We start from the raw sequence: 14755 nt of genomic DNA, 5'->3' as shown, positions 1-14755 counted from the left end.
TAAAAAACTCCCGAAAAGGCGTAGCCACGTCATATCCCGAAGTTTCCTGCGACTACCCCTGATCATCCGCAGTAACAACTCCGCCACCTGACCAACCGCGTCCTAGTTATTTTGGTAGGTGACCTCGAGGGTAGCGCGCGCCCAAGAATAAAACAGCGCCTGTAAGTTAGCAGCAACTGCCCAGGCGTCCTCATCCAGTTCTAAAGTTTCCGTATCCAGGGCGTGAACCACAAAGAATAGTAAACATATGCGTATTACACCCATATTACGCATATAACCATTGATTTTTAACTCCAATATTTCTAGTATTTATGTAAGAACAGGAGGGGTAACGATGGCTAAAGTTAGTACCAACATCAATTTGGATGCTGATCTCAAGCGCTCCGCGCAGCTCTTACTCAAAGACCTGGGTATGGATCTAACTACTGCGGTCACCATATTCTTGCGGCAAACCGTGCGAGATCAGGCAATCCCGTTTCAAATATCGCGTGATATTCCCAATGCCCAGACCTTATCTGCCTTACAGGAATACGAAGAAATGAAGGCTCACCCTGAAAAGTACCCACGCTATACCAGCTTCGAAGAAGCAATGAAAGACGTTTTTGCATGAAGCTAAACATCGTTCTTAAATCGAACTGGCTCACACGCTGATACCTTCGAGATCTAACTCCAACCGGCAAGCCCTGTCACCGACACCCTATCGCTTATTTTTCTTGCCACGGGTCTTTTTATTCTTTTCCCGATTCCCAATTATCACAAAACAAGCAAAGCCTAAAACCCAGATCGGAAGGGTAAACAGCATATTCCGCAGATAGTTAGCAGTAAAAAGCAAAAAGAAGTCCAAAATAGCCGAGAGCGCGACCAGGATAATCCCCGCCCAAACCAAAAAATCATCAATAGTGTTCGTACGCTTAGACATGCTCTTGACCTTACCGCATCTCACCTGCACCCTCGGAAATAGTATTGAGTGTCTATATTCGAGCAGTAAGGCTCGGAACGTTACAGAATATGACGGCCATGTTCGCTAAGCTGGGCAAGAATATCTGCTCTTTCCTGCGAAGAAACTAGCCTTTTCTTTTCTAACAGCTCCAGAAGTATCCTCGTCCCGAAAGCGCCTTTTACCACTTCCTGTTCCTGCGCAATTACAACCGCATCCTCATCGTCGCTTACGAACAAAACATTGTCACTACAGGTGTAACGACAGACAATAATCGCTAGGGTTTCTGCTTCTCCTAGATTGTCCGTATTACCGTCATGCCCAGGGGTGTCGAAATAACTTTTAAATACCTGAGTTTGAGCGAGCTCACTGGGATTGGGCATATCAACAGTAAAGAAGACCTCCTGCACCTGCGATAATAAATCTTGCTGATTACGCAAAAGATACTGGACTTCTCGCATTACCGTAGGCGCTAAGCGAAGCTTATCTCCAAAAAGCTGCTTTATACGAGGGAGTAGATCCACCAAAGCTAAAGAATAAACAGTACAGGCATCATGGAAAAATAGCGCAGCCAAGATTTATTGCTCCAGCAGGTCAAGAACTTCTTCTGCCGACAGCATCTCGGGCGTCTGCCGGACAGATTCCTCCTCAGTTGTGGCTGTATTTTTCACCCCAAGAGCCCACTCATAGGTCCCAGCTGGTGCTTTCCCACTATTTACTTGTTCGTAGAGCTTAGCAAGGAGCGGCGCAGGAAATCTTTGCGCACCCGATAAACTGGCGCGCCGTTGCACATCAGTCCAGGTAAGCCCGATTTCTTTTAGATGTTTACCCAGGAATTTTTGGGTAACTACTGTTTTGTCGTCCTCGAAAAGAAAATCTGGGGTAGGTAAGTCAAACTTATTGAGCCGATTCACCAAAGCCGCAACTGATACCCCCCAATCCCACAAAAACTTAGCGAACCTTGCCGGTTCAGCTTTGTCCTGCACCAGCCTTTCAACCTGTACTTTTGGCATCAATAAATCGGCAGCAAAACGATTAGCACCACGTTCCTGCTCTGATATTTTATCGTCCCGCTTAATCGTAGTGTCGTTAGCTATATGCCCGATTTCGTGGGCAATCGCAAATACTTGCCTAAACCAGTTATCAGTTCTGGGAACTACAATGACCGGGCGAGAAGCTAAAGATAAACAGGTACCGCCCGCTTTGAGTCCAATCTGCACCACGTCAATCTCAAGGTACTTTTCAACTTGGGAAGAAAAGTCAATCTCAATTCTCCCCCCAAGCAGCCCCAAGACTTGCGCCGGGGTCTTTCCTTCCAAAATGCTCATCCATATGCCTGCTTATAGACCAAGGCGATAGAACGGAAAACATCCAAATCCTCCTGGTTATGCCGGTATTTTTTGGTCTCCCCATCCCATTCGTGGCGGGCAGCAACATCTTTCGGCACCCAATAAGGGTCAGAGCCGGTAATTAACCAATCCAGAGAAACGTCCAAAATAGTCGCAATTTCGGCAATCTCGCCAGCACTAACTTTGCGGCTACCGCTAATCACCCGGCTAAGTCGCGCCTGATCCCAATCCAGCTTCTCCGCCAACGCCTTTTGACTAAGACCGCTATCCTTGCAAGCACTTCCAATCCGCTCTCCAATGGTTTCCATCTCTAACACCTCCGTTCTATACCCCAGCATAAACGAGAATTAGCGAAAATAGAAGGCAAATTTGTGAAAATCACAATTTAAATGGAAAAATTTCCCAGACCGCCCAGAGGGACGACTAAACGCCCTTGCCACTGGCGGTTTTCAAATCCCGGACACCCCCCTTAACCACTCCTGCCCCCGCACAAAACCCACTCCTAATCCCCTAGCGAACTCCCGACAAATGCCCCCTAGCGAACTCCCACAAATAAACGCCCTAGCTTAAAGCCTTGATACTACGCAAAACTTTCACCGCATTTTCTCGGAAAGAATCCGCTTCTAGCAGCAGCGATAGGCTAATAGCACCATTGAAAGGCAAATCAAAAAAGTATCCGGGCTGTAGGTAAATCCCCTGCTCATCTAGTAACTGTTTAACCAGTTCGTCCTCGTCCACGTGGGAGGGGAAACGCAGCAGCACGTTCCAGCCTCCCTGTGGCTCTAACACCGTAACTGGGCTGGTCGAATCCGCTGCCACCAGGTCTTCTAACACCTCCAGGTTAGCTGCGCAGCGCCCTCGAGTTAGCGCAACTTGCCGCGGAATTTCCTCCAAGAAACCGGGGAGCTGTCCAGCCAAAATCTCACTGAACGGCAAATATGCGTCAGCGATTATATCTAATCGCGTTTTCGCTTCTGCTACTAACGAATCCGGCCCAGATACCTCTAACCAGGCAATCTTGTAACCGGGGGCACTCAGACTTTTTGATAACCCGTCGAGGGCGAATGTCAGGTTTTGGGGGCAACCGGCTAGGCGGGCGCGGGAAGAGGGCGCAGCGGGCAGGGGAAAATCATAGAATACTTCATCGGCGATTAGAGGCAGGGAATGTCTGGCGCAATAGTTGAGCAGCGTTTTCCGCTCGCAGCTGTCCAGATAGGCTCCTGTAGGGTTGGAGGGGTTTATGACTATCAAGGCCCTGGCGCCTGAGCTGCGAGCGGAATCATTTGGGGTACTGGTACTAGCATTTTCGAAGGCTTGCATAACCGGGAAACCATCGGAATCACTTACGGCGCTGACGCTATCTCTGTCCGACTCCCGCCCCAGCAAGCTTCTGTCCGAGCCCCGCCCTATTAACGAGCGAGACCCTCTTGAACCACGCCCGAGCATACATCCGCCCGACTCTCGCCCTGGCAAACGCTCATCGGACACCTGAGCCGATACCGTCCCCGACGTCCTCCCGCCTTGCTCCCCCGCAAAACCCTCACTTGCAATCAGCGAGAGCGGATCGAGTTCCCATTTTCTCCCTAACCAAGCATACCTATACGGAACTACCTGCACATTTTCCAGGTCAGCCAGGGTTTCTATCAAGGGATAACCGGGGGTGGGACTAAGCACCGCCTCCCCGAAATCGCATAACAGCTTCATTAACCAGCTATATCCTTGAGAGGTGGAGCTGAGCAGATATAGGTTGTCAGGATTCACCTCGCGACTGTCCCGTGCGGAAAGATATTTGGCGAGGGCGCGTCGGGCTTCGAGCGATCCACGCGGATTCGCCTGGTAGGGGCTATTTCCTTTCCCTAACCCGTGCCGAGTGGGATTGGAGTCGGAGATATTAACTAGCGTTTTCCCCTGTGCTCGCCGTCTTTGAACCGCCAAAGATATGGCGTTGGGCTCTGGGTGACTTACTCGCCGTGAAAAATGCATCACTGTTACTTTATGACTTTTTGTTGCGGTTTTCTTTACCTATATCGGCCCGATAAACCCTGGCAGACACCCCTGCTTTTTTCACCAACATTTTTCCGGTTTCTCTGCCTCCACCTGGCTGATTGCAGAACTTATTCCCAGAAATGGGAAGCTAGCTAGTGCTAAATATGAAGTTTTGTGAAAACCTAGAAGTATGGAAATTTGGCCAGGAAAACCGTATCCGCTCGGCGCTACCTATGACGGGGTTGGCGTGAACTTCGCTGTTTTTAGCGAGGTCGCAACCAAAGTTTATCTTTGTTTAATCGCCGAGGACGGCAGTGAGGAACGCGTTGAACTGCGCGAAGTCGATCATCATGTTTGGCATTGCTACATTCCGGGACTGCGTGATGAGCAGCGTTATGGCTTTAGGGTTGAAGGACCCTACGATCCAGCTTCGGGACACCGCTGCGATATTAACAAGTTCCTCTTAGATCCTTATGCGAAAGCTACTGATGGCGTGGTGGGGGCAAAACAGTCTCTATATTCGTATGACTGGGCTGATCCTAGCCAGCCTAACCATGATGATTCCTTGGCAGATATGGCGGTTTCGGTGGTTACGACTCCCTATTTTGATTGGGGAAATGACCGCCCTCCCGGGCATGACTTGCATAAACTCGTCATTTACGAGGCACATGTAAAGGGTTTCACTCATTTGAATGAGCGGATTCCGGAAAAGGAACGCGGCACCTATGCGGGAATCGCTAACCCGGTGACTATTGAATACCTGAAAGATCTGGGGATAAATGCGATTGAACTGATGCCGGTGCACCAGTTTGTTAATGACTCCACCTTGCAAGAGCGCGGTCTGTCAAACTATTGGGGCTATAACACTATTGGTTTTTTCGCTCCCCACGCCCAGTATCGTTCGCAAGATGTGGTTGATGGTCAGGTTCAAGAGTTCAAACAAATGGTGAAAAACCTACATCAGGCGGGCATTGAGGTAATCCTGGATGTGGTCTATAACCACACCGCTGAAGGCAACCATATGGGGCCGACTCTATCTTTCAAGGGGCTAGATAACGCCTCCTATTACCGCCTGGTAGAGGACGATAAGGCCCACTATTTTGACACTACTGGAACCGGGAACTCGCTACTCATGCGCTCTCCGGCGGTACTGCAACTGATTATGGATTCTTTGCGGTATTGGGCAATCGAGATGCACGTAGATGGTTTCCGTTTCGATCTCGCCTCTACCTTGGCGCGCGAGTTGCACGATGTAGATAAGCTTTCCGCATTTTTCGATATTATTCACCAAGATCCGGTTCTTTCCCAGCTGAAATTGATTGCCGAGCCTTGGGACGTGGGTGATGGCGGCTACCAGGTGGGGGGTTTCCCCTCCATGTGGAGCGAATGGAATGGCAAATACCGCGACACTGTTCGCGATTTTTGGCGCGGAAACTACGCTACCTTACCCGAGTTTGCTTCCCGTTTTTGCGGCAGCGCCGATTTGTATGAACAAAGTGGCCGCCGCCCTAATGCCTCTATCAACTTTGTTACTGCCCATGACGGCTTCACTATGAATGACCTGGTTTCTTATAACGAGAAACACAATGAAGCCAATGGCGAGGGCGGGGGTGATGGGGAATCCCACAACCGCTCTTGGAATTGCGGGGCGGAAGGCCCTACCGATGACCCGGCGATTCAAAGGCTGCGTTCACGCCAGCACCGAAACTTCCTAACTACCCTATTCCTTTCCCAGGGGGTTCCGATGCTCCTCATGGGAGATGAGGTTGCCCGCACCCAGCAGGGAAACAACAACACCTATTGTCAAGACAATGAGCTTTCCTGGATGGATTGGTCCTTTGAGGACGCTGAAGAGGACGACTACCGGCTCCAACTCTTAGAGTTCACCAAACACCTGATTAAGTTCCGCAATCAGCACCCGGTTTTCCATCGGCGGCGTTTCTTTGCGGGCGCACCCTCTCGCGGCGGGCAATCCGATTTGGGCGAGATTGACTGGTTTGCTCCCGATGGGCAAAAGATGACCGAGGAAGCCTGGAACAATGAAGAGGCACGCTCGCTGACTATTTTCTTAAATGGTCAAGCCATTAGGGAACCAGATTCGCGCGGAAAACCGATTATTGACGATTCTTTCTTACTGCTTTTCAACGCTGACCCTCAGCCTTGCACTTTCGCTCTCCCGCCGGGGTGCGGCTCCGGTTGGAAGATAGCTATTTCTACTATGCAAGAGGACGTGTACTCAGACTCGGATACGCTCTATAGCGCCGGGCAAGAACTTGAGTTACTTGACCGTTCAGTAGTGGTTTTAATCCGAGAAATCGCCCAGGAATAAGGAACATAAAACAGGAGGTTCCCCGTGTCCAGCCAACACCCCCATATGCCCGCCAGCGGTAAACATGTACCTATCAGCACTTACCGCCTGCAGTTGAGTAAGGATTTTACTTTTCAAGACGCAATCGCTCATTTGGGATATTGGCAGGCTCTAGGAATCACGGATTTATTCCTTTCCCCTATTTTGCAGGCGGTTCCGGGCTCTATGCACGGCTACGATGTGGTGGATCATCACCATATTTCTGCCGAATTAGGGGGACGCAGCGCGTTTGAGGATTTGGCTGACGCGGCTCACCGGGCGGGGTTGAGCATTATCGTTGATTTGGTGCCGAACCATATGGCAGTTCCCACTCCGGTTTGGATTAATCTGCCCATGTGGTCGGTGCTAAAGCAGGGTAAGGAATCTCCCTATGCGCATTGGTTTGATATCGACATTGATCAACCGATTTTAATGCCCATCCTGGGTAAACGTATCGGTCAGGTCTTAGCTGACCAGGAAATTTCTTTAGAGCAGCTGGTAATTCCGGGCGAGGACAACCTTGGAAAACAGTGGGTTTTACGCTATTTTGACCACTATTTTCCGGTGGCAACTGGAACCGAGGCTTTGCCAATGGAGGTGCTGTTAGAGCGGCAGCATTACCGCCTGGCACATTGGAAAGTCGCAGATGAGGAGCTAAATTATCGCCGCTTTTTCGATATTGATTCCCTTGCGGCACTGCGGGTAGAAGAGCGGGACGTTTTTGACTCCACCCACGCCCTTTTGCTGCAGCTGTTCAATGCCGGTTTTATTGATGGTTTTAGGGTCGATCATCCCGATGGGTTAGCTGATCCTGCCGGTTATTTTCACTGGTTATCTGAGGCTACCGGGGGCGCTTGGATTGCGGGGGAAAAGATTCTAGAGGACGCAGAGCGACTTCCTAGCGACTGGTCGATTTGTGGCACTACCGGTTATGACACTGCCTGGCGGCTAACTGCGCTTCAGGTTGATTCACGTGCCTCGTTGCCACTGGGTACGCTGATGCAAAGCATTACTGGGGATTCGCCCTCGTCCTATCGGCAGATTGAACGGCAGTCTAAAGCGCAGATTATTGATACTTCGCTCGCGGCGGAGGTGCGCCGGATTGGGCAATTGTTGTGGCGGATTTGTCAGAATGATTTTCGTTTGCGGGACTACACTTTCCGGTCTTTGCTGGATTGTTTGCGGGAACTAATTATGCAAATGCCCGCTTACCGTTCTTATGTTACTGTCGGCCAGCCTGCCAGCAACATTTCGCGTGAGATTGTGCAATCTGCCGCGACCAGGGCTTTGCGCCAGCTCGATAGTGAGCATTCCGACACGATGGAAGTGATTGTTTCCTTGGTGTTGGGCGATGAAATCGGTTCTGCTGCTTTGAATATAAGTGACCGGGATAGGCAAGAGTTTTTGGTTCGTTTCCAGCAGGTTTGCGGCGCTGTAATGGCGAAGGGGGTGGAGGATACTACTTTTTATCGTTGGACGCATTTGTTGTGTCTAAATGAGGTTGGCTCAAATCCGCAGGCTTTCGGGGTTTCTGCTGATAATCTGCATCTATTTGCGCGCGATATTCAAACTAACTGGCCAGCCACTATGACCACTAACTCTACCCACGACACTAAACGCGGTGAGGACGTGCGGATGCGTTTGGCACTTCTTAGCCAATACCCTACTTTGTGGACCCAGATTGTTTCTGATTTGCGTGATACAACCCAAGCTTATCGCCCTAATGATTTGGATGGGCGCAGCGAGAATATGTTGTGGCAAACGTTAATCGGTTCTTGGGATGAGGACGGCCCGATTTCCTCCTCGCGTCTGCGTCAGTATCTGGTGAAAGCTATCAGGGAGCAAAAATCTTGGACTACCTGGACTAACCCGGATACGGTTCGGGAAAATGAGCTGCTTGATTTTGCCGATCAGATTATTTGTGACCCCCAGGTAGCCGAAATTGTTTCCCGCTGGCATCTTGAAACTGGTGAGGCCACCGGTTACACCATTTTGGCTAATAAAGCCTTGCAACTAACCATGCCGGGGGTGGCGGACGTTTATCAAGGTTCAGAAATCACCCAAACATCGTTGGTGGATCCGGATAATCGCCGCCCGGTTGATTTTAGCGCCCTATCTAAAATGCTTTCTCACCTTGACACCAAAGGGCTTGATTTTTCTGACGCCTCTTCCCTTGACCAGTCAAAACTGTATTTAACTGCCGCGATTTTGCGTTTGCGCAGGCGTTTACCTGATTGTTTTGTCTCTGCTTACGCTACTTACCAGCCACTCGCCCTCTCTACTGGTTACGCGGTGGCGTTTGCGCGCGGGACTGCCCGTGAAGGTGCGCAAATCGTAACTATTGCGCGCCGCCTTCCGGGGGTGTTAGCGCGTTATCAGGGTGATTTCCGCAGCGAACATACCGTGGTTTTACCAAAGGGTTCTTGGAAAGATATTTGCTCTAATGAGGTATTTTCTGCTGGGATGCAAAGCCTGGAAGAACTGCTATTTAAGCGGGGCGCACGGATACTGGAGCGAGTGGATTAAATGACTTTCTCCTCTAAAAGTACTGATTTGGGCAGTCTTAAACCTTGGAAGTTGCGCGCCGGGTGTCAAAGAGTGCCGCTGTGGGCTCCCGAAAAAAAGCAGGTAACCCTATTAACGGGGGCTCCTGATAACCCGCAGCGCAGCGCGATGATACCTTGCGGTCAGTGGTGTCTTGCCCCGGAGGATTTACCGGAGGGCTGCGCTTATGCTTTTGAGGTTGAGGGAAAGGGGCCTTTTCCTGATCCTCGGGCGCGTCTTTATCTGCCGGGCAGTCAAACTTGGGGGGTAACTGCTGATATTGGCGCTATTTCGCGTTCAAGTCAGTGGCATCCGGACGAAAAGTTGCTCGGTAAGGTCTGGTATGAGCTTCATTTAGGTACTTTTACCCCTGCGGGTACGCTTAAAGCGGCTAGGGCTAAACTCCCCTACTTGGCAGATTTGGGGGTTGAGGTTATCGAGCTAATGCCGACCGCTTTTTTCCCAGGTGAGCGCGGTTGGGGCTATGACGGAGTTGGTTTATATGCCCTTTTTAATCCCTATGGCTCCCCTAAAGATTTGGTGGATTTTATCGATAGGGCGCATGAACTAGGGATTGCGGTTACTCAAGATTTAGTGCTGAACCATTTAGGGGTGTGTGGGAATTATCTTGCGCAGTTCGCTCCCTATTTCTCGGCTCGCCATCATACTCCTTGGGGGGATGGCTATAACTTGGATGGCGCTGATAGCACCCTGGTTAGGGAGTTTTTACTGGGGGCAGCTTTGGCGCTGCTGCGTGATTATGGGTTTGATGGTTTACGCCTTGATGCGGTTCACGAGATTAAAGATGATTCGAAACTGCATTTTTTGGCTGAGTTATCGCTTCGGGTTGCTGATTTATCGCAGAATCTAGGCAGGCCGCTAACGTTGGTGGCGGAATCTGATTTGAATAATTCCCGCATGGTTACCCCTGTTGAACAGGGCGGTTACGGTATGGACGGTCAGTGGGATGACGATATTCATCATGGCATACATGTGGCTTTTACCGGAGAAACCCAAGGCTATTACGAGGATTTTGCTGATACCGCGGCGCTAAGCAAAATCTATTCGCAAGTGTTTTATCATAACGGCACTTACTCGAGTTTCCGAGGAAAAAACTGGGGTGCACCAGTTCCAGAGGACATGGAACGCAACCGTTTCTTTGGGTTTGCTTCCAACCACGACCAGGTGGGTAATCGCGCTTTAGGTGATCGCCCTAGCGAGAAACTTTCTCCCGGACTTTTAGCTGGTCAAGCCGCTTTAGTTTTGGCTTCACCATTTACCCCGCTGCTTTTTCAAGGTGAGGAATGGGGCAGTCGTTCTCGTTTCCAGTTTTTCACTGATTTTCCAGATGAGACTATTGGGAATGCGGTTAATGAGGGACGTAAATCCGAGTTCGCCTCGCACGATTGGGACAAAATTTATGAGGGCGAGGTTACGGTTCCTATCCCCCAGGCGCTTTCTACTTTCCTTAACTCCAAGCTGCTTTGGCAGGAACTTTCTGAGGAAAAACATCAGAAGATGCTGAACTGGCATCGCCTTTTGATTAGGCTGCGCCGCGAAGGAGTGTTTGCTGATTTTATTTCCCTTCAGCGCCAAGCAAATCTGCTGGTATTATCGACTGAGCGTGCCCAGGTGATTGTGAACCTTGGCACGCAGCAGGAAAATATCGGCGAACTGGTTCGCCCCGCTATTCCTAGCTCTTACTATTCTTTTACCGATGGTCTATTAGGCAGCCTGCCCTTAAAAATCGGGGGCGAGGACGTTTTGCTAATCGTTTTCGATTAGCCCTCCCTAGGTGATTAGCCTCCCCGTTTTGCTCTCCCCAGGTTTTTCTTTTTTTTGGGGGGGGTCTTGCGAGCTTTGTGCTTTTAGAGCCGGGTTAGCTCCGCTGTATCTAGGGAGCGGGTTTCCCCCTCACGGAATTTAGCGACCGGGTAGTTACGGTGATATTTTCGCCAATGATTCTCCCGGGCAATCACCACATATGCTAAACGTTTCAGACCCCGCAGACTCAGCCCCCATTCTGCGGGGTAATACAGGGGGTCATGATTTTTCTTTTGGCGATACAGGAACTTAATTTTTTTACCCATTTCTTTATCTACGTAGCGAAGTACCAGATGTTTGGGCAGTATCGAGTAATATACCCGTTTGTTCAACCGCTGCGGGGTAACGCTTTTACCGCCGATTACGTCCTCGACAAAAAACTTCATCGGATTCATACCCGCCGAAGTGTTGTAGTAGGAGTTGCGCCCTATCCGGGGATTAACTTCAAAACAGTAGGGAATCCCGCTGCGCGAGTCTACTTTGAAATCAAAATTGGCGAAACCGTGCCACCCAACTCCCTGCAGGAAGCTGCTCACCTGTTCATATAGGCGCGGGTAGGGTTCGGTAATCATGGCTACCGGGTTACCGAGGGCGGTGGGAGAATGATCTTCTAATAGCACTTGGGCAGATCCGAGCATAGTTACGCGAGATTGTTTATCTACGTAGGCAGTCACCGAGAGGTTAAAACTATCGTTGCCCTCTACCCTCGGTTGCAGCACGAATCGACGTGCTTGTGGATTTTCGTGCGTGTGTTCATACAGGTTTTCCAGCAGCTTTTTAGCTTCTGTTTTGTCTGCAACCGAGTAAACTTTGGCTTTTCCCCTCCATTTCAAACGTTCATATCCTGCACTGGTGGCGGGTTTTATAATCCAGGGAAATGGGTCTTTTATTTGCTCGATTTTCGCTATTTCGCCCTCTAGAGAGGTAGAAAAATCAATTTCGACTGTTGGGGGAACGTTCAGCCCGTGTTCTTTAGCTAGGAGCGGGAACTTCACTTTATCTGAGGTTTCTTCAATAACTTTTAGGGAGGGGAACGCGACTACATAATGCTCTTTGATTTCTTTTTCCCGTCGCATTACGTCACGCACATTAGAATCTATATTTGCTATTAGCAGCAGTGCCTTGCCGGGATGGTCTTTTTTCAGTTCCGGTCCGAGAGCGATTAGCCCGTCTATGAGTGGCATTTTTGATTGCGGATTTGCCAGTTTGGCGGGATTAACTAGCCGAGTGTCAATAATCCCGGATGACATAATCGGCCCGAGGATTTGGGTGGTTACGATAGTGGGTTTTATCTTCCATTCTTCGTGAAAAGATCTGGCCAGCGCGTAAGTTCCGATATCGGTTCCTAAAATAACTGGTTGAAATGCTAAGCCGGTATTTTCTTCCACAATGCCTCCCTGTTAATTGAGCCTTTTAATGTTATCAAAGCGCTGCCGGTAGCTGGAGAAATTTGGCATCAGAGATTAACACTTACTCCTTTCACCGGGTGCTCCTCTTGGGAAGTAATAAAAGCTGAGGGCATGAGCGAAGAATCGCTAGGTAACCACTAGGTCTAATGCTTGTCGGCGTGGCAGCGACTTTTGAAGCATTTTCCTGCTTACGCTGAAGTAGTGAATCAGAACCCGCCTACAGAGTTTACCGACGCTCTGCTCACGTTGCGTGACGCGACCTATGATTCACATGTAAAGGTTAGTGAGATTCCCTCCCCGCACGGGATTGCTCCTTTTGCTGCTGCGATTCGCCTGGATTGTGCCGCCTTGGATGATAACTCTAATAGTGGCGGCGCGGGGCGTTTGGTGATTCTCTACGATCCCTTAGAGCAGCCGGGCTGGCAGGGGCGTTTTCGGCTGGTGACGATGCTGCACGCACAGGTGGATGTGGATTTGGTTACTGAGCCTTTGGCGGATCAGGTTTGTTGGTCGTGGCTTACCGATTTTTTAACTCAGTCGGGGGCTAGTTTTATTCAGTCGGCTGGCTCGATTACCCGTTCTCACTCAGCGAGTTTTGGCGAGTTGGATAAACGTTCGGAATCGGCAGAGTTGGAGATTCGCGCCTCTTGGACTCCGCTAGCTAATAATTTGGCTTCGCACGGGGAAGCTATCTCTCGTCTTTTAGCTATGATGGCTGGTCACGCGGTAGAGCTGACTGCCGGTATTTCTCGTCTGGGGCAGGTAAGGCTGGTATGAGCAATCCGCTTTATCGACCGCGTGGTGGCGCGGTGTCCCTGATTGATAATCTCCCGGATTACCGCCAGTGTCTGCGCGATTATACTAATCCGGGTGACTTTGTTGCTTTTGATACGGAGCGAGCCTGTGGTATCCACTATCTAGATAGGGCGTATTTGGTTCAGGCGAAGGCTGAGCGTTCCCCACTGGTTTTGCTTGACCCGATTGCGCTTGGGGATTTATCGGATTTTGGTGCACGCTGCCAGGGCTCAACTTGGGTTTTACATGCGGCGAAAGAGGATTTGGAGTGTATGGATTGGGTGGGTCTTCACCCTCCTCGCCTGTTTGATACCCAAATCGCGGCGAAGCTGTTGGGGTTTGAGCAGGTCGGTTTGGGGGCGGTTACCGAGGACGTGCTGGGGGTGAGGCTCGCAAAGAATCATACTCGTGAGAATTGGTCTCGTCGTCCTCTTAAACAGTCTTGGCTAGATTATGCGGCTCTCGATGTGGATTATTTGGTGGATTTGGCGTTAGCGTTGCGCTCGCGTTTGGAAGATGCGGGACGCTGGGAGTGGGCTTGTCAGGAGTTTGCTTTTGCGCTTGCTCATTTCCGCCGCCCTCATGATAGTGAACCTTGGCGTCATTTGAAGGGGGCAGGTAGGGCACGTTCTGGGTTTCAGCTTGGGGTTTTGCGGGAGCTTTTTGTGCAGCGCGATAGGCTGGCGCGCGAGGCTGATTTAGCTCCGGTCGGGGTGTTACCTAACCGGGATTTAGTGGATTTGGCGCTGAATGTTCCTCGTTCTTACCAGGATTTAGCGCAACGTCCATTTATGGCTAATAGGCAGTTGCGCCGCTATAGTCGGCGCTGGTGGCAGGCTATTAAACAGGTTAGGGCTTTGGATAGTGCTCAGCTTCCCCTTCGGTCAGGTCCGCGGGAGCTTCATACGGTTACTTCTGTGTCTGCTTGGGAGAAAATTGATTCTCGACGAGCGGAGCTTTACCGTTTGCTGAGGGCAGATGTTTCTTGCTGGGCTAATAAGAATCAGGTTTGGGCAGAGTATGCACTTTCCCCTGCTGCTTGTCGCCGGGTGGCGGCTTATTGGGATTCTCGCACGGATTTGGAGCTTCTTTTTTCTGAAGGGCAGGCTCGGCGCTGGCAGGTGGCGGTTTTTTTGCCGCGTTTTGAGCGTATTTGTCGTCTTTGGGATCAGGGCTAGGGTGTAGTTCGCCTTGTTTTTTGCTTTTTCTGCTTGGGACGAAACGAACCTCGGCATCACTGCTAGGGTGCAGCTCGCATTATTTTGTTCTCTCCCCGTTTGGGGTTTTTGGAGGGCGTGTTGTCGGGTTTGCGGGGCTGGTTTGTTTTTGCTGGTCTCGCGTTTTTGGGGTTGGTTAGTTCGGGTCGGGCGTTTTGCCTGTCTCCCCTCGTTTTTTGGTTGGGGGCGTTCTGCCAATCTCCCCCCTGTATGTTGTTGGGTGCGGGGCGTTTTGCCTGTCTCCCTTGAGTGTTGCTGGGTTTTTGGGGTTATATGGTTTACCGCCCCCTGGTTGGGGGGCGGTAAACCGTTTGGGGGTTATTTCTTTTAGTATTTACGGGTTCGGG

Annotated in this window: 13 protein-coding genes; 6 read left to right on the top strand and 7 right to left on the bottom strand. The window is 50.5% G+C overall.

The features are described 5' to 3' along the window. Window positions 1-102: 102 nt before the first annotated feature. A complete protein-coding gene (locus PG728_RS02875; protein WP_270625700.1) occupies window positions 103-297 on the bottom strand; it encodes a hypothetical protein in 195 nt (64 codons plus the stop codon). Window positions 298-334: 37 nt separating this feature from the next. Here PG728_RS02875 and PG728_RS02870 point away from each other — a divergent pair, with 37 nt between their 5' ends. Beyond that, on the top strand, window positions 335-610 hold the full coding sequence (locus tag PG728_RS02870; protein WP_270625699.1) for a type II toxin-antitoxin system RelB/DinJ family antitoxin: 276 nt from the start codon (window positions 335-337) through the stop codon (window positions 608-610). An 87-nt stretch (window positions 611-697) separates the two neighbouring features. Here PG728_RS02870 and PG728_RS02865 read toward each other — a convergent pair whose 3' ends face one another. The 5 genes from PG728_RS02865 to PG728_RS02845 all read right to left on the bottom strand — a co-directional run bounded on the left by PG728_RS02865 (window position 698) and on the right by PG728_RS02845 (window position 4269). Then, window positions 698-919, bottom strand: coding sequence for a hypothetical protein (locus tag PG728_RS02865; RefSeq protein WP_270625697.1), 222 nt, complete (start codon window positions 917-919; stop codon window positions 698-700). An 80-nt stretch (window positions 920-999) separates the two neighbouring features. Next, window positions 1000-1512 carry a hypothetical protein gene (locus PG728_RS02860; RefSeq protein ID WP_270625696.1) on the bottom strand — a complete coding sequence of 171 codons (513 nt, stop codon included), beginning with the start codon at window positions 1510-1512 and terminating at the stop codon, window positions 1000-1002. Window positions 1513-1515: 3 nt separating this feature from the next. Beyond that, a complete protein-coding gene (locus PG728_RS02855) occupies window positions 1516-2265 on the bottom strand; it encodes an ImmA/IrrE family metallo-endopeptidase (protein ID WP_270625694.1) in 750 nt (249 codons plus the stop codon). Beyond that, on the bottom strand, window positions 2262-2594 hold the full coding sequence (locus PG728_RS02850; RefSeq protein ID WP_270625692.1) for a helix-turn-helix domain-containing protein: 333 nt from the start codon (window positions 2592-2594) through the stop codon (window positions 2262-2264). The genes PG728_RS02855 and PG728_RS02850 overlap by 4 nt, the downstream gene beginning before the upstream one ends. Window positions 2595-2847: 253 nt before the next feature. Beyond that, a complete protein-coding gene (locus tag PG728_RS02845) occupies window positions 2848-4269 on the bottom strand; it encodes a pyridoxal phosphate-dependent aminotransferase (protein WP_270625977.1) in 1422 nt (473 codons plus the stop codon). Window positions 4270-4462: 193 nt separating this feature from the next. Here PG728_RS02845 and glgX point away from each other — a divergent pair, with 193 nt between their 5' ends. Genes glgX through treZ form a run of 3 tightly spaced genes read left to right on the top strand, consistent with a single transcriptional unit; the run spans window position 4463 to window position 10948 of the window. Then, on the top strand, window positions 4463-6601 hold the full coding sequence (gene glgX, locus PG728_RS02840) for a glycogen debranching protein GlgX (RefSeq protein ID WP_270625689.1): 2139 nt from the start codon (window positions 4463-4465) through the stop codon (window positions 6599-6601). 24 nt (window positions 6602-6625) lie between these two features. Continuing rightward, the gene (gene treY, locus PG728_RS02835; RefSeq protein ID WP_270625686.1) at window positions 6626-9145 is read left to right on the top strand and encodes a malto-oligosyltrehalose synthase; all 2520 of its coding nucleotides are present in this window, start codon (window positions 6626-6628) and stop codon (window positions 9143-9145) included. Beyond that, window positions 9146-10948 (top strand): malto-oligosyltrehalose trehalohydrolase, encoded by a 1803-nt coding sequence (gene treZ, locus PG728_RS02830; protein ID WP_270625684.1) that lies wholly within the window; start codon window positions 9146-9148, stop codon window positions 10946-10948. It begins immediately after the preceding gene. Between the two features lie 83 nt (window positions 10949-11031). Here treZ and PG728_RS02825 read toward each other — a convergent pair whose 3' ends face one another. Further along, window positions 11032-12375, bottom strand: coding sequence for a carboxylate--amine ligase (locus tag PG728_RS02825; RefSeq protein ID WP_270625682.1), 1344 nt, complete (start codon window positions 12373-12375; stop codon window positions 11032-11034). Window positions 12376-12597: 222 nt separating this feature from the next. Between PG728_RS02825 and PG728_RS02820 the strand changes: the two genes are divergently transcribed. Together PG728_RS02820 and PG728_RS02815 are read left to right on the top strand one after the other, a co-directional pair. Further along, window positions 12598-13173, top strand: coding sequence for a DUF3000 family protein (locus PG728_RS02820; protein ID WP_072509837.1), 576 nt, complete (start codon window positions 12598-12600; stop codon window positions 13171-13173). After that, a complete protein-coding gene (locus tag PG728_RS02815) occupies window positions 13170-14369 on the top strand; it encodes an HRDC domain-containing protein (protein WP_270625680.1) in 1200 nt (399 codons plus the stop codon). Before PG728_RS02820 ends, PG728_RS02815 begins: the two co-directional genes overlap by 4 nt. The last annotated feature ends 386 nt before the right edge of the window (window positions 14370-14755 follow it).

The sequence above is a fragment of the Varibaculum timonense genome, from assembly GCF_027694345.1.
In the GTDB taxonomy this organism is placed as follows: Bacteria; Actinomycetota; Actinomycetes; order Actinomycetales; family Actinomycetaceae; genus Varibaculum; species Varibaculum timonense_A.
This window is presented reverse-complemented; position numbering and strand designations above follow the sequence as displayed.